We start from the raw sequence: 17,544 nt of genomic DNA on the forward strand, positions 1-17,544 counted from the left end.
CCGGGCGGGGCCTGGGGTGCGCCCCCCCGGGGGGCGGATCCCCCCGGCGGGGTGCTCAACCGGCTTGGGCGCTGAGCGCCCTCGCCAACGTGGGACGGGGTAGCCGGAAAATGCGAGGCGGGCGCTTATCCAGGGCTGGCAGCTTGGTTGCGCCTCGCTGGTGGACTGGCCGTTGGACGATCACCGCGCTCCGCGGAACGCGGTGATCGTCTGCTTCGTCGCTGGTCCGCAGCCTAAGAGGTGGCCAGGTAGTCGGCGAAGGAGATGCCGGTGAGGCGTTCGTAGGCCTCGACGTAGCGGTCCCGGGTCGAGGTGACGATGTCGTCCGGCAGCTCGGGCGCCGGGGAGACCTTGTCCCAGCCCGTGTTGACCAGGTAGTCGCGGATGAACTGCTTGTCGTACGAGGGCTGCGCACCGCCAGGCGCCCAGGAGTCCGCCGGCCAGAAGCGGGACGAGTCAGGGGTGAGGACCTCGTCGCCGAGCCGCAGCAGGCCGGCCGGGTCGTGGCCGAACTCGAACTTCGTGTCGGCGAGCAGGATGCCGCGCTCGGCCGCCAGGTCGCTGGCCCGGCCGAAGATCTGAAGGGTGAGCTTCTCCAGCTCGGCGGCGAGGTCGTCGCCGATCCGGGTCGCGGCGTCGGCGCGGCTGATGTTCTCGTCGTGCTCGCCGATCGGAGCCTTCGTCGACGGGGTGTAGATCGGGTGCGGCAGCTTCGAGCCGTCGACCAGGCCCTCCGGCAGCGTGTGACCGCTGACGGCGCCGGTACGCACGTAGTCCTTGAGGCCGCTTCCGGTCAGGTAGCCGCGGGCGACGCACTCGACGAGAGCCATGTCGAGGCGGTGGCACAGCATCGAGCGGCCACGCAGCTGCTCGGTATACGGCTGGAGCTCGTCGGGGTACTCGTCGACGTTCGAGCTGATGACATGGGACGGCACGAGATCGGCGAGCTGGTCGAACCACCACAGCGACAGGCCGGTGAGCACCGCGCCCTTGTCGGGGATTTCGGTCGGAAGGATCACGTCGAACGCCGAGATCCGGTCGCTGGCGACCAGGAGCACGGCGTCGTCGCCGACCGCGAACAGCTCGCGGACCTTGCCCGAGCCAAGGTGGGTGAGTCCGGCGAACTCCACATGGGTGAGCGGCATGGTCCCGACCGTACCGGCTCGCGCGCCCCCTGAGCACGTCACAGAGACCAACGCCGCGTGGCCGACCTGGGCCCACCACGCGGAGATCGTCCGCTCCGCGGAACGCGGAGATCGCCCTTGATCGGCGGTTCGGCCCTGGGGTGGCTGCGATCTCGGTCCGACCACAACCACCAGAGGGCCAAAACCGCGATCACCCGCGGCCGAGGGTCAGGCCATCGAGTCGGCGGGGGCCTTGGCTGCGTTCGGGTCGAAGACCAGAACGGCGCCTTCGGGGATCTCGCCGCTGTCGTACTGGGCGACGACCTCCGCGGGCATCGCCGCGTGGTCACTGCCGCGCCGGAAGTCGCGCAGGCTGGTGCCCTCGCACTGGGTGTCGACGTTCGGCGCCGAGCGGCCGGCCCGCAGGTCGGCGACGTTCACCGTGCGGAAGTCGATGCTGAACCGGGTCCGGCCGGAGGTGTTCGGCACGGTCGAGTGCATCTGCGCGGCCGAGAAGCCGATGACGCTGCCGACCGGGCACACGACCCGGATCTGCGGGTCGACCTCGACTGGCTCGCGCGGGCCGGGCTGCTTGCGGGTGTCCTTGGCGACGTGCTGCGCGGCCTGGGCCCGGCCGGTCGCGTTGTAGACGTAGTAGTTGAACTCCTCGGACCCGTTGCTGATCCCGGAAGTCCAGTAGTGCGGGTGGAACGCCATCGACGACTCGGACTCGAAGTCGTAGATCGGCAGCCACCAGTTGATCTGCGCCAGCGGCGCGGACCACCAGACGTCCCGGTGCAGCGGGAACGCGTAGCCGACCCCGGCCGTCAGGTAACTGTCCGAGGTCGCCCCACGCAGCCGGGGAACGTCGATGTAGGTCTCGTCCAGGTCCGAGCCGAGCCCGCGGACCACGTCGGCGATCAGGCCCTTGGTCTTCGGGTGGTGGATGAACTTCGGCTTCAGCGGGCCGAAGATCTCCACGAACTTCTCGACGGGCAGCTCGTGCTGGGCCACCACCGGGTCGTACGGCGCGAACGCGTCCTCGATGAGCTCGCGGGCGAAGTCGACCAGCGCCTGAACAGCCGGAGACGGGGACGTCACGAACAGGTCGCCGCCGTACAGCCGCTGCCGCCGGCGCTCGTCGGGCATCTTCGAATCGGTGAAGACGGTCGTCATCGTTGTCCTTGGTAGTCGCGGTCCTTGGTAGTCGGGCGGTCGGCCGCCACCGGGACGGCACAGCCGACAAGGTTTTCGATCAAGTTCGCGTCGCCGATGAACGGTGAGGAAGCACGGCGGCGTGGAACAGCCAGAGTCAGGGACGTCCCTCGGCACCATCGCCACGAGTGACGGTGAGAATGCATTCAAGAATGTTGGAGCGCATCGGGCCCTTCTACACGCCCGTCCAGGCGCTCACCGCGTCGGCGCGGTGAGACCTGACCGGCCCGCCGCCCGGCCACAGATCATGGCCTGTCAGGCAGGTCGCGACGATGCTCCCATGCGTGCTCTGACCAAGGATGCCCCAGGGCGGGCGGTGGCGCAATAGGTATTGCCTTGACGGTTTGTCTACAAGTGTGTCATAGAGCCGACTGCCTCGATCGGGCGGGTCGTTCGGCATGAGCGCATCGTGCGACCCGGCGCAACGGACCTGTGACCAGCGGATCTTCCGGCCCCGGCCGGCCGGGGAAAGCAGGATTGACGATCAGCTAACCGGCACTGAAGGGCCGTGTGGAATCCGCGTCGTTGATGTTGCGGTCGACCTTGGTCAAGGCCTGGACAATGCGTCCGGCGTCACTCGAAAGGCTCTCGCTACGAGAGGGTTCGGGAGCCGGTAACGCCGAGAAAACGCTTGCCGCTAACGAACTCGTTCGCGGCTGAGAAGGATGCCAATCCGCTGCCGGGTCACCCCGAAGAACTGCCCGATGCGCTCGTGGGTCCAGCCCTCGGCGGCCAGCGCGGTGGCCTCCGCCCGGCGGAAGCGCCCGGCCGCCGACGACAGCCGGTCCAGGACGTCGCTGAGGCTCTCGACGATCAGCGGCCGTTCCTCGGCCTCGACGATGTCCCGGTAGAGGTCGCCGCCGACCCGGCGGTGCTCGATCTCGTCGGCCCGCCGACGGACCCGCTCCAGCTGGGCGATCGTGTCATCGATGACGGCGACCAGATGGCGCAGCTCGGCGATCGTCTCGTCGTTGGCGTCCACGATCCCCATTCTGGGGTACCGGTCGAGCCACGGGCGCGATTCGCCGATCACGCCGGCCTGCGGCGGGATCACGGGGCGGGTGGGGCCTTCCGCGCCCGTCGGATCGCTGGTCAGGTCGGTGGTCAGCAGGACCGCTGGAAGACGAGCGCCTTGATCAGCGCACCCCATTCGTACACGATCGTCTTCGCCCAGTTGTCCCGGCCGGGCGAGACGCCCTTGATCTCCAGCTGCCCCTGGTAGCAGCGCTCAACCCGGACCCGGGCCCGGGTCTCCTGGGGCCGGCCGGTGACCACGATCACCTTTTTCCAGCCGTGCTCGGTGGCCAGCCTCTCGGTCGCCTCGGCCTCGCCGCGGGTGGTCGCCGGGGTCGGCACGAAACAGAACACCTGGACGCCGGAGATCGTCGGGAGCGACTTCTCGCAGAACGTCAGGTCCTGCGTGGAGACGGCGACGACCGGCGCGTAGCCGTGGCTGGCCAGCCAGAAGGTCGTGTACTTCCGGCCGCCGATCCCGTCGAACATGACGATCGCGTCGGCCTTCGTCAGCGAGTCCGACTTCGGGAAGACGAACAGCCGCAGCGTCGCGGCCAGGAGGCCGACGACCAGGACGAGAACGAGCCCGACCACCGCGAGCCAACGGCGCCGTAGCGGGCGGCGGATCCGGCCGAAACCCCGGGGCCGCTCCACCACGGCCGGCGGCGTCGACTCCGCCGGGCCGTCCTCCCCCGCGGGGTTCGGCGGCCCGTCAGGTGCGCTGGGCTCGACCGGCTCGGTCGGCTCGACCGGCTCGGTCGGCTCCGAGCCGACGGCGGCTGTCGCCCGCTCCGTCACCGCAGCACCGGCGGGCCACCGGCCAGGTAGTCGGTGATGCGCTGCCGGCCGCTCTCGTGAATCTCGATGTCGTCGAGGGCGTCGAGGGCGACGAACGCCACATCGAGCGACTCCTCGCTGGCCCGCAGCTCGCCGCCGACGATCGTGCAGGCGCAGCAGATGGTGAACTCCTGGCGGCGCTCGCCGTCCGCATAGACCATCACGTGGCTCGGGTTCGAGTAGACGCCGACGATCCGGTCGACCGCGACGTCGAGACCGGTCTCTTCACGGATCTCGCGGACTACACAGTCCTCGAACCACTCGCCGATCTGCATCCCGCCGCCGGGGATTCCCCACTTGCCGTTGTCACGGCGGCGTTCGAGCAGGAACCGTCCCTGGTCGTCGACGACGATCGCGCTGCCGCCGACGACCAGGGAGTTCGCTAGCTTCGCCTCAGGCGCTCCGGAGGCCACCGCGTCCCGATGTTGCTGGGAGTACTCCCTCCACACCACCGGGATCGCGGCCTTTCCGTCTGAATGGACGACTCGACCCTCACGTTACAGGAGGTCAGACTTCCTTCAGCTCGGTGGTGACGCCGAGCTTCTTCAGCTCGTCCCCGATCTCGGTCAGATAGATCGGGTTCATGACGATCACGAGCTCGGGCTTGTCCTCGACGAGCCGCTCGGGCCCGACGATCAGGTGCCCGCTGCCGGCCATGTACTTCCCGTGCTTGTACGGGTTGATATCCACGGCGTAGTCGACCAGCTTGCTCGCCTCGCCGAGACCGGCGAAGAACGAGACGCCCTTGGAGCCGGAGCCCCAGATCGCGACGCGTCCGCCCCGGGCCCGGACCGCGCGGATCTCGTCCGCCCAGTTGTCCAGGCTCGAGGTGACCTTCTGCTCGAAGGGCGCCAGCGCCGCGGCGAGCCGGGCGATGTCGTCCTCGATCTCCAGCGGCTCGCCCGGGGCCGGCACGGTCGACGGCTTGGCCTCGATCACCAGGTACTGGTCGTCGTACTCCCGCGTGACCTCGAGCACCTCGAAGCCCGTCGCCCGGAACAGCCGGGCCAGCGAGCCGGCCGAGAAGTACGTGCAGTGCTCGTAGTAGACGTCCCAGTACGCCGCGTCCTCAAGGATCCGGAGCACGTCCGGAAGCTCGAAGAGCACGATCGTGTCGGGCTGGTCGCCGATGGCCTCGCGGATGTTGCGCATGAAGTCGCCGACCGGCGAGATGTGCTCGAGCGTGTGCCGGCAGACGACCGCGTCGGCCTTCAGGTAGTTGTAGCTCGGGCTGTAGTAGTCGGCGATCCAGGTGAGCTTGCCCTCAAGCTCGGGGGCGATCCGCTCGGGGTGCACGCCCGGGTCGATGCCGATCCCGGTGCCCGCGCCCTGCTCGATCATGTTGACCAGGAACTCGCCCTTGCCACAGCCGATCTCCAGGACCGACTTTCCGTGCAGGTCGTACTTGTCGACCCATCGCTTCGCCAGGTCACGGGCGAACTCACGGAAGAACGGCGAGAAGGCCTGGGTCTCCTCGTACTTCTCCGAGTAGGCGGCCAGGTGGCCGTCGTACTCGGTGTTGAAGACGAAAGCGCAGTCGTCGCAGAACGAGATCCGCAGATCGCCCTTGGGGAAGGCGAGGGCCTCGTCCTCGGAGTCCATCAGCAGGCAGCTGTGCGACGCGACCCGGTCCTTGGCGTAGAACGGAGTCAGGTTCGCCCCGCCGCACGCCGGGCAGGAGACAATACTCATTTGTTCCCGCCTTCCGGGCACGGACCTACGGCCCCGGCCTCCGCTGCGCTCCGGCCGAGACCTCCGGTCCGTGTCCTCAGCCGTGAACTGATACTCATGGCACGATCCTCGGGCTCGGGACGGGGAGGACGAACTTGCCGCCCCGCCGCAGGTACTCGTCCTGTTGCTTCAAGATCTCGTCGGCGAAGTTCCAGGCGAGCAGCAGCACGTAGTCCGGCTGCTCGTCGAGCAGCGCCGCCGGGTCCTTGATCGGCAGGTGCACGCCAGGCATGTAGCGGCCCTGCTTGTGGACGTTGCGGTCGACCACGAAGTCAACGAGGTCGGTGCCGATCCCGACGTAGTTGACCAGCGTGCTGCCCTTGGCCGCGGCACCGTAGGCGGCGATCTTCTTCCCGTCCGCCTTCAGCGAGCCGAGCAGGCCGAGCAGCTCGGTCCGGATTCCCTCGACCGCGACGCCGAAGTCGGCGTAGTAGTCGAAGGTCGTCATGCCCTTGGCCTGCTCGTCCGCCAGGTACTGCCTGACGGTGTCGCTGACGTTCTCCTTCGGACCGAGGTGCCAGCGCAGCGTGCCGCCGTGCAGGTCGGCGAAGTACTCGACGTCGTTGAGGAACAGCCCGTTGCGGCGGGCGAGCGCGTCCACCGCGGTGCACGAGTAGTAGCAGAAGTGCTCGTGGTAGATCGTGTCGAACTCGCGGTGCTCGATCAGGTCGCGCACGTACGGGTTCTCGACGGTGATCAGGCCGTCCTCGGCGACGAGCAGCGCCATGCCGGCGACGAAGTCGTTGAGCTCGGGCACGTGCGCCATCACGTTGTTCGCGATGATGACGTCCGCGTGGCCCTTCTCCTCGACGATCCGGCGGGCCAGCTCGGTCCCGAAGAACTCCGCCCAGGTCGGCACGCCGACCTCGGTGGCCGCGGCGGCCTGGTCGGGCGCCGGGTCGACGCCGAGCACCGGGACGCCGGCCTCGACGAAGTTGCGCAGCAGGTAGCCGTCGTTGCTCGCGATCTCGACGACCAGGCTCTCGGAACCCAGCCCGCGCTTGGCGATCAGGCCGAGCGCGTGGTCCCGGGAGTGCTGGAGCAGGTACGGCGAGAACGACGAGAAGTACAGGTAGTTGTCGACGAAGAGCGCCTCGGGCGGCACTTCCTCGGTGATCTGCACCAGCGAGCAGCTAGGGCAGAACGCGACGGGCAGGGGGAAGTGCCCCTCCGGCCCGGCGAGGTTCTCCTCGGTGACGAGAGCGTCCGCGAGCGGTGTCGCACCGAGGTCGAGGAACGGCTTCAGCCCGGCGGCCCCACAGGACCGACAGCCAAGATCACTCATGCGGAGGCCGCCGGAGTGAACTGCAGCGACGTGTCGATCGTGCCCGCGTCGATCAGCTCCTGGATGCGCCGGATCCGCTGGAAGCGGGCGCCCTCCAGGTCGGCCTTGGTGAGGGCCTCGGCGACGAACGTCGAATACAGCTCCTCGACGCCCTTGCGGACCGTCCAGACCGGCTGGAACGACGGGAACGTGTCGGCGAAGCGGTCACAGTTGACCCGGTAGTTGCGCAGGTCGGGGCCGGCGGAGTCGGCGAACGAGATCTTGCTGTTCGGCACGATCTCCTCGACGATCTCGGCGACCTCGCGGATGCGGTAGTTCTCGGCGGTGCGACCGACGTTGTAGGCCTCGAGGTGGATCTTCTCCACCGGGGCCTCGCAGACGGCGAGCATGGCGCGGGCGATGTCCTCGATGTGCACGAGCGGCCGCCACGGGGTGCCGTCGCTCTTCATCCGCACTTCGCCGGTGGTCAGCGCGTACCCGGTGAGGTTGTTGACGACCAGGTCGCCGCGCAGCCGGGGCGAGACGCCGTAGGCCGTCGCGTTGCGCAGGAACACCGGGTGGAAGTCGTCGCTGGCCAGCTCGGCGAGGCCCTGCTCGGCCATCACCTTCGACTCGCCGTACGGCGTCACCGGCAGGAACTCGGCCGACTCGTCGATCGGGGCGTCGCCGTGCGCGCCGTAGAGGCTGCAGGACGAGGAGAAGACGAACCGGCCGACGCCGGCCTGCTTCGCCGCCCGGCCGACGGCGACGGTGCCGTGCGCGTTGATGTCGTACGTCGTCTGGGGGTTCAGGTCGCCCAACGGGTCGTTGGACAGGGCCGCCAGGTGGACGACCGCGTCGAAGCCCTCGAAGTGCTCCGGCTTCGCGTCCCGGATGTCGGCCCGGACCGCGGGCACGGCCTCCGGCTCGGTCCCGAGCGTGCAGTCGGCGAACAGGCCGCTGTCCAGGCCGGCGACCTCGTGGCCGGCGGCGCGGAACAGGGGAATCAGCCGCGTGCCGATGTAACCGTCATGACCGGTGACGAGAATGCGCATCTCGTTACTCCCAGACCTTCCATGGAGCGCTGCCGGAGTCCCAGAGCGTCTGCAGCAGCTTTCGATCACGAATGGTGTCCATGCACTGCCAGAAGCCGCTGTGCTTGTACGCCATGAGCTGGCCGTCCTTGGCCAGCTCCTCCAACGGCTCCTTCTCGAACTGGGTCGAGTCGCCCTCGATGTAGTCGAAGATCTCGGGCTCGAGCACGAAGAAGGCGCCGTTGATCCAGCCCTCGCCGGTCTGCGGCTTCTCCGAGAACTCGGTGATCCGGTCACCGTCCATCTCGATGTGGCCGAACCGGGCCGGCGGGCGCACCGCGGTGAGCGTCGCGAGCTTCCCGTGTGACTTGTGGTACGCGAGCAGGGCGTCGAGGTCGACGTCCGCGACACCGTCACCCCAGGTGAGCATGAACGTGCCCTCGGTGCCGATCCACGGCTGCAGCCGCTTGATCCGGCCACCGGTGTTGGTCTCCAGGCCGGTCTCGACGAGGCTGACGTTCCAGTCCTCACGCTCGGTCTCCGGCTCGTGCCACTGCACCTTGCCGTCTCGCAGCGAGACCGAGACGTTCGCCGCCAGGGACGCGTAGTCGACCAGCCACCGCTTGATGTACTCGCCGCGGTAGCCGAGCGCGACCGTGAAGTCGGTCAGGTGGAAGTGGGCGTAGTACTTCATGATGTGCCACATGATCGGCTGGTTACCGATCTCCACCATCGGCTTCGGCTTGATGGCGGTCTCCTCCGCGAGCCGGGTACCGAGCCCACCCGCGAGGATGCCAATTTTCATGCTTCCCTCTCGTTCTCCTGGCGATGGGCCCGCGGTCAGCCGGAGGGCGTCCGACGCCGGTCCGCGCGACCGCCGCGTGGCGATGCCTGCCGACCGTCGTGCCGGCCGGGGACCAGCGGGTTACCTGGCAGCAGCGTCGTTGCCCGGCTAGCGGCGTCGCCACCCGGACCGGGCCGGCGGCCCCGCGCAGCCGCGGGAGCGACGGCCGTAGTGTGAACAGCAGGTGTCGTCCAGGGATCTACTGGCCGCGCCCGTAATCCTTGCGCACCGCACGGTCGAGGCGGGACCATTTCCTCGGATCACAGCTACTCATAGCCACTTATCCGATGCGCGGACCAACCCCCCTCGCGCCGCCTACCAGGCCATTTCTTCGAGGGATGCTACACAACGCATTCCAGTGGACATCGGGCACCCCAGGGCCCACAGGGGGCCCACAGATCACGCTCACGGCCCGCCGGGCAGGGCTAGCTGGGGCGTCCGGCGTCGGGATCCGATGTGTCAGAACGTGACGGATCTCTGACCGTTGGAGTGGCTGGAAGTGTCCGGCAAACGACAGGTCGCACGCGCCCGAGGCTCGTTAGTGATCAAAATGCTAGATTTGCCGGCATGGGGCCTCGCCTACGCGTGGTAGACGACGTTGAGGCGCCCCACCCGATCGTCGACACTGCCCTAACGGCAGGTCCGGACGGGACGCGACCTGCGCGCGTCCGTTTCCCGGGGGGCATCGGTGTCGACAAGGTCGAAATCACCTTTAACGCCACGAGCAGGGCCGTTCCCACCGTGGCACCCATCAGAGGCGGTGTCTCCAACCGTCGAGTCGTCGTTGCCTCAAACCTTCGGTATGGCGGGATCTGATGTCCGTTCTCCCTCGACGGCCGGTGTCGGCCGTCCTTCCTCCGGTCATGCTGACGCAGGCGCTGCCGACCAGCGCCTCGACCGCGCGTCCCCTCGCCGACGGCGCCGCCGGCCTGGCCCGGTCGCTGGCCGGCGCGCGGTCGGTCGGACGGGCCCTCGTCACCACCGCGCGCCAGCGGCTGGGCGCTCCGGCTGAGGTCGCCGAGCGGCCTGGCGACGAGCGCTACGAGGTCGGCCGGCTTGCCAGCCACGCCGAGATCGCCGCGCTTCGCCCCGAATGGGAGCGGCTGTACGAGGCCGGCCACCAGAACCCGTTCAACGACCCGGGCTGGCTGCTGGCGTGGGCCAGGACCTATGTTCCGGTCGACGACGACCTCTGGGTGGTCACGGTCCGTCGCGAGGGCCGGCTCGTCGGGGTGCTGCCCTGCTACCTGGCCACCATCGGCCGCCACGGACTGGCCTTCCGTTCGATCCAGCTGTTCGGCTGCCTGATCACGTCCGGGATCACCGAGCTTCCTTCCCCGCTCACGCACCCCGGCGAGGACCCCCGCGGCGTCACCCGCACGGCACTGCGCTACCTGATCGACCGGGCACCCGTCGACGCCCGCGCCCACTGGATCGAGATCACGCTCGACCGCGACGTGCCCTGGCTCGAAGCCCAGTGGTTCCGGCCGACGTCGGCCGCGGAGCACCCGCCGACGATCATGGGGAAGGCGCCGCGCGCCGTCGTCACCCTGCCGCTGCCGACCGCTCCCGAGCCCCTGGTACTCAAGCGGAATGTGAAGGAGTCGGTGCGGCGCGCCCGCAACCGGCTGACCAAGACGGGCAAGCCCTGGTCGGTGCGCGCGGTCACCGGCAAGGAGGAGATCGCCGCGGCCTTCGAGACGCTGCGCCAGCTGCACACCGCCCGGTCGGCTCTGACGGGCAAGGAATCACACATGAACTCGCTCACCGGCCTCGCGGAGCCGTTCCTGCGCGAGGCGGTGGTGGACCTCGCCGGTCGCGGCCGGGCTGCGATCTACCAGCTTGAGCTCGACGGCGAGGTGATCGCCACCCAGCTGGTGCTGACCAACACGCGGGCCAGCTACCTGTCGGTCTCCGGGCTCTCCGCCGAGGCGTGGAACTACTCGCCGATGGCTCTGATCATCCACACCGTCGCCACCGACGCGATCGCGCGGGGGGCCGACCGGCTACATCTGTCCGCCGGCCCGGACGAGGCGAAGCTGCGCTGGAGCGAGCAGGTCGACTACTACCCGCAGTTCCTCGTGGTGCCGCCGACGCCGGCGGCGCGGCTGGCCTTCGCGGCCTACTGGCCGCTGTCGGCGGCGCTGCGCTACCGACGCGAGTTCCACCTGCACACAATTCGCGGTGGCGACTAGCCCAACAGACAGAAAACAAGCAAAGTTCAGGGCAAGATAATCTTCATCGGTCTTCCGTTACGTAAGAATTGAGCCCATGGGGGCTCCCGCCGACACGACCACGACGACCTGGGGTTTTCCGGCGCGCCGACGGCCGAGAGCGCTCGCGGTGCTCACCGCCACGTTGACGGCTGCCGCCGTCCTGCTCGCCGCCTGCGGCGGCGGTCACGGGACGCCGGCCGCGCCGGGGACGCTCGAACAGGGCGTGCCGACGGCCGCGCCGACCGGGAACCTGGCCACGTACCCCGCACCGGACACGCCTTACGTCGTCGGCGCCGGCCAGCGGTACACCAGCATCCAGAAGGCGGTCGACGCGGCGCCCGAGGGCGCGACCATCTACATCAAGAACGGCACCTACCGCGAGAGCGTCATCCCCAAGAGTGGGCAGACGCTGCAGGGTGAGAGCCGGGACGGCACCCGGATCGACGGCGCGAACGCCGTCACCGCGTCGTCCTGGCACCGCGACGGCAAGCTCTGGTACTTCACCGACCCCTGGCCGCTGCGCGGGAAGGTCGCCGCCCTGTGGGACGGCGTCACCCCGGACATCGACGCCCTGGACACCGACCTGCTGCACCGCGACGACGTCCCGCTGCTGCACAAGGCGCAGCGTGGCCAGGTCGGCTCGGGCGACTTCTGGATCGACTACGACACACACCGGGTGTACATCGCGGACGACCCGGCCGGGCACCGCTTCGAGCTGGCCGTCCGCCGGGTCGGCGTCGGTGACACCAACAGCACCGCCACCAACGTCACGCTGCTGAACCTCACCGTCGAGAAGACCGCGACCGGCTTCAACGAGGCCGGGGTCGAGATGAAGACCGGCTGGACGATCAAGGACTGCCTGGTGCTCGGCCACCACGGTCGCGGCATCAACACCGAGATCGACAACACCATCGCCGGGACGATCGCGCCGACCACCGGGTCCTACTCGGGCAGCGGCGACCAGTCATCCGACCAGCAGGGCCGCGCCGGCTCGATGCAGGTACTGCTCAACGGCGACCTCGGCATCGGCGGCGACCCGCATCTCGATGCGGCGCCGAACGGCAACAACATCCAGATCGACAACACCGAGATCGGCTGGTCGAACGTCGAGCGCTACTCGTACTGGGACGAGGCCGGCGGGGTCAAGCTGTCCGGCCGGGCCAACGTCAGCCTGAGCGGGGACTGGATTCACGACTCATACGGCGCCGGTACCTGGTTCGACACCGGAAACAAGAACATCAAGGTCACGGGCAGCCTGTTCGAGGACAACCTCGCCGCCGGCGTCTGGTACGAGGCGAACGACGGCGGCATCGAGATCGCCAAGAACACGTTCCGCCGCAACGGCGACACCGACCTGGCGATGAACCGCCAGTTCGACACCCGGGGCCAGTACTCGGCGATCTTCCTGTCCGACTCGGCCAACGCCACTGTCGACCAGAACTTCATCCAGGTCGGCACGCACGGCGGCTTCGGCATCGCGTCCCACTACGGCGGCCGCATCCACCCGGCGCACTACGCCATCAACGGGAATGTGATCTCGATCGGCATCCCGACGGCGGCGTTCGCCTTCGGCTCCGACGGCGACAACATCGCCTTCACCGACAACAGCGTGCTCACCTGGGGCCAGGTCACCCCGAGCTCGAACCTGTTCAGCCTCGGCGCGGGCTCGTTCACCGCCTGGCAGGCGGCCGGCCGCGACACCCACGGCATCATCGCCGCGGTCGCCGTCCCACCCGCGAGCTGAGGCCTCGTCCGGCAACGCCGGGCCTCGGAGCCGGCCCCGGCCGGCCCGGTCTCAGGGCCGGGCTCGGCGCAGGGCCAGCACGTCCTCGTAGATGGCGACGAGCTGCTTGGTGACGACCTCGGGGCTGAACGACGTCTCGAAGCGGGTCCTCGCCGCGGCGCCACGGCGGGCGGCGGTCAGGGCGTCCACCTCGGCGAGCGCGGCGGCGAGGTCCTCCGGCTCGGTGCCGGCGGTGCGCCAGCCGACCTCGCCGTCAACGACGGTGCCGACCGAGCCGACCGAGGTGCCGACGACCGCGCGACCGCGGGCGTACGCCTCCAGCACCGTCATCGGGAAGCCCTCGAACCACAGCGACGGGACGGCCACGGCCGCCGACGCGCGCATCAGCTCGCCGACCTGCTCGCTCGGGACCGGCCCGAGATAGCGCACCCCGGGCAGCGCCCGCGCGGCTCGTTCCACCTCGGTACGCAGCGGCCCCTCGCCGACGATGGTCAGCTCGTCCAGCCAGCCGCCGCCGTGGCGGTGGAAGTGGTCCCAGGCGGCCAGCAGCAGCTGGATGCCCTTCTCCTCGACCAGGCGGCCCGCGAACAGCAGGCCCCGGCCCGGCGCGGTCGCCGGGCCCGGGTCGTGCACCGTGTTCGGCTTGGGCGTGATCTGCGCGGCCGGGATGCCGGCGTCGCGCAGGTGCTTCACCATGAACGACGTGACCGGCAGGAACCGGTCGACCAGCTGCCAGGTGGGCCGGTGGGCGGTCAGCGCCGCCGCCATGACCACACTCTGCGCCCGCGACTCGCGGTAGCAGGCGTGCTGGATCGCCGGAAGCGGCACCCGCTTCGTCGCGCACTTCGTGCAGATCTCGCCGTCCCGGAAGAACGCGCCGTTGACGCAGGCCATCCGGTAGTTGTGCACGGTCTGGACGACCGCCACGCCGGCCGCGTCCGCGACCCGGACGACCTGCGGCGAGATCAGTGGGTACGGGTTGTGCAGGTGCAGCACGTCAATCCGGTCGTCGCGCAGGATCTGGGCGACCTTCGCCGTGTCCTCACGGGAGTACACCGGGCGGACCAGCAGTTCGGCCTTGGCCGCGCCGGTCAGCCCCTGGATTTCGTCACTGGACCGGATGTAGGCCCGAACGTCGACGCCAGCCGTCCGCAGGTTCTCCAGGTCGTCGTTCACGACCCGGCGCTCCCCGGACGGGTTGGCGCTGACGTAGTCGTTGTGCACCACAAGTACGCGCACGACAGGTCACCTTCGCCCTGGCCGCGGGGCCCCCGCGGAGAGCGCTGCCGGCCGGCGTAGCGGCGGCCCCTCGCCCTCGGAGCCGGAGCTTCCCGGCTCCGGGATTAGGTCCACGCTCGTGACGGGCCCGCCCCGGGATGCGTAGCGGCGCTGCGCCGGGATCGGCGCCGGCTCCAGATCCAGGGTCGGCCGGTCGTGGGCCGTCCCGGCCAGCGCCCGCTCCAGCCGGGCCGGCAGCCTGCGCCCGTCCCCGCCGCCGAGCCGCATCAGCGGCGCGAGGCACATGCCGAGTGTCAGGTAGCAGGCCGCGGCACCGAACGGCGACTCGAGGAACGGCTCGAACTGGGACGCCGTCACCATCAGCGCCATCAGCGCGAGGCCGACCGGGTTCCCGGTCCGCTTGTAGACCGTCCAGAGCTGCCGGGCGATCGCGTAGAAGAGCAGTGCCATCAGCGCGACGCCGACGAAGCCGGTGTAGCCGATCGAGTAGAAGATAATGTTGTGCGGGCTGCGGACCGTCGTGTCCACGTTGCCTGGCGGCGCGAGCGTCTGCAGGTTGAACCCGTAGCCGTGACCGAAGAGGAGGAAGGTCGGGTCACCGGTCGCGCTGTGCCAGATGCCGTGCCACCATTCCTGGCGGAACTGGGCGGTGCCGTTCGCGCCCTGGACCCGCTCGGCGCTGGTGAACTGGCTGGCGAGCTCCGGGTCGACCGAGCCGACCGCGCGGCCGATGACGTCGGTGGGCCGAACGGCTCCACCGCGGTCACTCGGGCCGGGAATCTTGACGTTGATGATCGTGATGACCGTCGCGAAGACCAGGATGACGCCGAGGCCCGCCAGCAGCCGCCGGTACTGCCGGGTCAGCACGCAGTAGATCACCAGCGAGACGATCAGAGCCAGCCACTCGGCCCGGATCTGGTGGCCGAACAGGACCGCCACGTTCAGCAGGATCAGCGGGATCAGCCACTTGCTGCGGCGGTGGTAGACGATCAGCCCGAGGATCGCCATGGCCGCGTTCGTCAGGCCAAGGTCGAACAGCGGCACACCCGCGTTGCCGGGGACCGTGATCTGCAGCTTGTTGAGGATGATCGAGTAGACGATGCCGTACGTCGCGTTGCCCCAGGCCAGCGCCCAGACCAGCTTGCTGAAGATCTTCGGGTCCCGGGCGCCCATCCACATCCCGAAGGACAGCAGGATTGGGTAGTAGTACAGCTGCAGCGACTTGAGCAGGGTGAGCGCACTGCCCCCGTCGAACACGCCGCGGACGGTCTCGATGACGCCGTAGCTGAAGAACACCACCATCGCGACGGCGAGCAGGTGCAGCCGCCCCGCCCGGCCGGCCTGGCGCAGCAGGCCGGTGATGTACGCGCGGGTCGGGCTGTAGACGACCATCGTGATGATGGTGATCTCGCTGATGTACAGGTTGATCGGGGCGATACCCAGGTAGGCGAAGCCACGCCCGCCGAGCACCATGCCGAAGGTGACGATCAGGCCGAACATCGTCATCCGCCGGGCGGCCCGCTCGGCGGCGGGCGTCTCCAGCCGCCGTACCGCGGAGTTCACCGAGCCGCGCATGGCGGCCGGCCGTGGCGCCGAGCGCCACCGCCGGCCCAACCACATGCCGGGCCTGGCGTGCGGGCCGGTCTCGGCCCGCCCGCCCAAGCCGCCGGCCGGACGCGACAGCTCGGCGGCTGGAGCCGTCATACCCCGGTTCCGACAGAGGGCTTGTTGTACCGGTTGCCGCTCTGGCCGTTGGATCCGCCAGGTAGGCCAGCCTTCCTGGCGGCCGGCGGCGCGGCCCGCCGCTTGCCGGCACCAGCGCCGGCACGCCGCGGCGAGCGGGTGAAGAAGTAGCCGCGCACCGGCAGGTCCAGCAGGCTGATCCGCTTCGCGAACTCCTCGGTCACCCGGATGTCAGCGCCGAACGGGATGATCGCGACGGCCGCGTCGGCCTGCTTCGCGAGCGCCGTGCCGGCCGCCCGCTCCAGCACCGCCGGAGCATCGATGATCACGAGGTCGAACCGGCGGCGGACCTCCTTGAGCATGTCGCCGATCGCCTCGTGGTCGAACACGACCGGGCGACCGTCGTCCGCGAGGCCGGGCGGGAGGATGAACAGCTTGCCCGGCACCTGCTCGACGAGCCGGATGCCCTCTTCGGCGCTGATCGAACCGTGCAGCACCTCAGCCAGCCCGACGCGCTCGGACGGAACTCCGAGCAGCCAGGACAGGCCCTGGCCGTCGAAGTTGGCGTCAATGGCGAGGACCCGCTTGCCGGACCTCGCGGCGGTGACCGCGAGGTTGGCTACCGTCACGCTCTTGCCGTCGCCGGAGGTCGCCGAAATCACCGCGTACGTCTGGCCCGACTCCAGCGCGTCCGCGGCGAACCGAAAACCCTCGGCGGCTGCCGATCGTTCGCCGTCGAAGGCGGGGAGGTCACTCGGCAGGCGGTCCAGGGTGAAGTCAGGGATCTCGGCGAGGAACGGCCGCTCCAGCAGGAGTTCGGGCTCCAGGCGGTTCTCGATCCGGGGCCGCCGGTTGACGGTGAAGTAGGCGAGGGCCGCGCCGACCAGCAGGCCGAGCACGACGCCGAGCAGACCGAAGCGAATGGCGGCGGACTTGGAGGCGCTACTCGGCAGGTTCGCCGGCGAGTAGTCGACGACGCCTGTGAGGGCCACGGCACTCTGACCGGTCGCCGCCGCCCACTGCGAGTACAGGTTGCTCAGCACGGCGCGCTGCGGGGAGTTCTCCGCGGCGGCGGCCGGGTCGGTCTTGATCGTCGCGGTGACGCTGGCGATCGCCTTGTTGAGCCCGTCGATCTCGGTCTTGTTGGACTGCGTGGCGTTGGTCGTCACGATGTCCTGGTACGCGGCGACGACCGCGTTCGCGCCGGCCTGGGCGATCTGCGGGCTGGAGTCGCGGTAGGAGACCGTGATGAGGTCGCTGTTCTGGTCCAGCGAGACCGTCAGGTGCTTGCTCATCGTCTTGCCGGTCAGGTGCGCACTGGAGAACTGCTTGTTCACCTTCGCCGCGGCCGCGTCGGCCGTCTTCGGCATCTTCATGATCGATGCTTGGTTCGCCGCGTAATGCGAGTCGGCGTTGCTGGCCGAGGGGTCCTCCACCAGGATCGACGCCTTGGCGGTGGCCGCACCGGACGTCTTCACCCCGATGGCGATCCCGATGGCACCCAGCAGCACGACACACACCAGGACGAGCCCACGCCGGCGGCCCATTGCGCCGAAGACCGTCGGGGCGAACGGTGAGACCTCAAGTGCATCCATGATC

14 protein-coding genes are annotated in these 17,544 nt (G+C 69.3%); 2 read left to right on the top strand and 12 right to left on the bottom strand.

Annotated features, from left to right (window positions below):
• Positions 1-233 precede the first annotated feature (233 nt).
• From I6A60_RS03425 to rfbF, 9 genes are all read right to left on the bottom strand, one after another.
• The gene (locus tag I6A60_RS03425) at positions 234-1,145 is read right to left on the bottom strand and encodes a phosphoribosylaminoimidazolesuccinocarboxamide synthase (protein WP_203025012.1); all 912 of its coding nucleotides are present in this window, start codon (positions 1,143-1,145) and stop codon (positions 234-236) included.
• A gap of 207 nt (positions 1,146-1,352) precedes the next feature.
• Positions 1,353-2,300, bottom strand: coding sequence for a hypothetical protein (locus I6A60_RS03430; RefSeq protein WP_203025011.1), 948 nt, complete (start codon positions 2,298-2,300; stop codon positions 1,353-1,355).
• A 676-nt stretch (positions 2,301-2,976) separates the two neighbouring features.
• Positions 2,977-3,321, bottom strand: coding sequence for a hypothetical protein (locus tag I6A60_RS03435; protein ID WP_203025010.1), 345 nt, complete (start codon positions 3,319-3,321; stop codon positions 2,977-2,979).
• Positions 3,322-3,443: 122 nt separating this feature from the next.
• Positions 3,444-4,151 (bottom strand): YdcF family protein, encoded by a 708-nt coding sequence (locus tag I6A60_RS03440; RefSeq protein ID WP_203025009.1) that lies wholly within the window; start codon positions 4,149-4,151, stop codon positions 3,444-3,446.
• Positions 4,148-4,642 (bottom strand): NUDIX domain-containing protein, encoded by a 495-nt coding sequence (locus I6A60_RS03445; RefSeq protein WP_203025008.1) that lies wholly within the window; start codon positions 4,640-4,642, stop codon positions 4,148-4,150. The genes I6A60_RS03440 and I6A60_RS03445 overlap by 4 nt, the downstream gene beginning before the upstream one ends.
• Before the next feature lie 55 nt (positions 4,643-4,697).
• Entirely contained in the window at positions 4,698-5,882 is a 1,185-nt protein-coding gene (locus tag I6A60_RS03450; RefSeq protein WP_203025007.1) for a class I SAM-dependent methyltransferase, read from the bottom strand.
• A 94-nt stretch (positions 5,883-5,976) separates the two neighbouring features.
• Positions 5,977-7,206 (bottom strand): class I SAM-dependent methyltransferase, encoded by a 1,230-nt coding sequence (locus tag I6A60_RS03455; RefSeq protein WP_203025005.1) that lies wholly within the window; start codon positions 7,204-7,206, stop codon positions 5,977-5,979.
• Positions 7,203-8,240 (bottom strand): NAD(P)-dependent oxidoreductase, encoded by a 1,038-nt coding sequence (locus I6A60_RS03460; RefSeq protein ID WP_203025003.1) that lies wholly within the window; start codon positions 8,238-8,240, stop codon positions 7,203-7,205. Before I6A60_RS03460 ends, I6A60_RS03455 begins: the two co-directional genes overlap by 4 nt.
• A 4-nt stretch (positions 8,241-8,244) precedes the next feature.
• Positions 8,245-9,024, bottom strand: a complete 780-nt coding sequence (rfbF, locus tag I6A60_RS03465) for a glucose-1-phosphate cytidylyltransferase (RefSeq protein WP_203025001.1) — start codon at positions 9,022-9,024, stop codon at positions 8,245-8,247.
• Positions 9,025-9,926: 902 nt separating this feature from the next.
• On the opposite strand from rfbF, the gene I6A60_RS03470 reads away from it, so the two are divergent.
• A complete protein-coding gene (locus tag I6A60_RS03470) occupies positions 9,927-11,258 on the top strand; it encodes a GNAT family N-acetyltransferase (RefSeq protein WP_203024999.1) in 1,332 nt (443 codons plus the stop codon).
• A 76-nt stretch (positions 11,259-11,334) separates the two neighbouring features.
• Positions 11,335-13,023: a right-handed parallel beta-helix repeat-containing protein gene (locus tag I6A60_RS03475; protein WP_203024997.1), complete on the top strand. Its 1,689-nt coding sequence runs from the start codon at positions 11,335-11,337 to the stop codon at positions 13,021-13,023.
• A 51-nt stretch (positions 13,024-13,074) separates the two neighbouring features.
• On the opposite strand, the gene I6A60_RS43305 is transcribed toward I6A60_RS03475, so the two are convergent.
• From I6A60_RS43305 to I6A60_RS03490, 3 genes are read right to left on the bottom strand one after another with little or no spacing between them, the layout of a single operon-like run.
• The gene (locus I6A60_RS43305) at positions 13,075-14,262 is read right to left on the bottom strand and encodes a glycosyltransferase family 4 protein (protein ID WP_203024995.1); all 1,188 of its coding nucleotides are present in this window, start codon (positions 14,260-14,262) and stop codon (positions 13,075-13,077) included.
• Between the two features lie 6 nt (positions 14,263-14,268).
• Entirely contained in the window at positions 14,269-15,966 is a 1,698-nt protein-coding gene (locus tag I6A60_RS03485; protein ID WP_203042368.1) for an O-antigen ligase, read from the bottom strand.
• Entirely contained in the window at positions 15,963-17,540 is a 1,578-nt protein-coding gene (locus I6A60_RS03490) for a polysaccharide biosynthesis tyrosine autokinase (protein WP_203011950.1), read from the bottom strand. Before I6A60_RS03490 ends, I6A60_RS03485 begins: the two co-directional genes overlap by 4 nt.
• Positions 17,541-17,544 lie beyond the last annotated feature (4 nt).

It is taken from the genome of Frankia sp. AgB1.9 (genome assembly GCF_016786355.1).
In the GTDB taxonomy this organism is placed as follows: Bacteria; Actinomycetota; Actinomycetes; order Frankiales; family Frankiaceae; genus Pseudofrankia.

What these genes read in the sequence shown, in the direction of transcription:
- I6A60_RS03490 (WP_203011950.1), bottom strand. Translation starts at nt 17,540, where the DNA reads ATGGATGCACTTGAGGTCTCACCGTTCGCCCCGACGGTCTTCGGCGCA.
- I6A60_RS03470 (WP_203024999.1), top strand. Translation starts at nt 9,927, where the DNA reads ATGCTGACGCAGGCGCTGCCGACCAGCGCCTCGACCGCGCGTCCCCTC.
- I6A60_RS03450 (WP_203025007.1), bottom strand. Translation starts at nt 5,882, where the DNA reads ATGAGTATTGTCTCCTGCCCGGCGTGCGGCGGGGCGAACCTGACTCCG.
- I6A60_RS03460 (WP_203025003.1), bottom strand. Translation starts at nt 8,240, where the DNA reads ATGCGCATTCTCGTCACCGGTCATGACGGTTACATCGGCACGCGGCTG.
- I6A60_RS03430 (WP_203025011.1), bottom strand. Translation starts at nt 2,300, where the DNA reads ATGACGACCGTCTTCACCGATTCGAAGATGCCCGACGAGCGCCGGCGG.
- I6A60_RS03485 (WP_203042368.1), bottom strand. Translation starts at nt 15,966, where the DNA reads ATGACGGCTCCAGCCGCCGAGCTGTCGCGTCCGGCCGGCGGCTTGGGC.
- I6A60_RS03475 (WP_203024997.1), top strand. Translation starts at nt 11,335, where the DNA reads ATGGGGGCTCCCGCCGACACGACCACGACGACCTGGGGTTTTCCGGCG.
- rfbF (WP_203025001.1), bottom strand. Translation starts at nt 9,024, where the DNA reads ATGAAAATTGGCATCCTCGCGGGTGGGCTCGGTACCCGGCTCGCGGAG.
- I6A60_RS03425 (WP_203025012.1), bottom strand. Translation starts at nt 1,145, where the DNA reads ATGCCGCTCACCCATGTGGAGTTCGCCGGACTCACCCACCTTGGCTCG.
- I6A60_RS03455 (WP_203025005.1), bottom strand. Translation starts at nt 7,206, where the DNA reads ATGAGTGATCTTGGCTGTCGGTCCTGTGGGGCCGCCGGGCTGAAGCCG.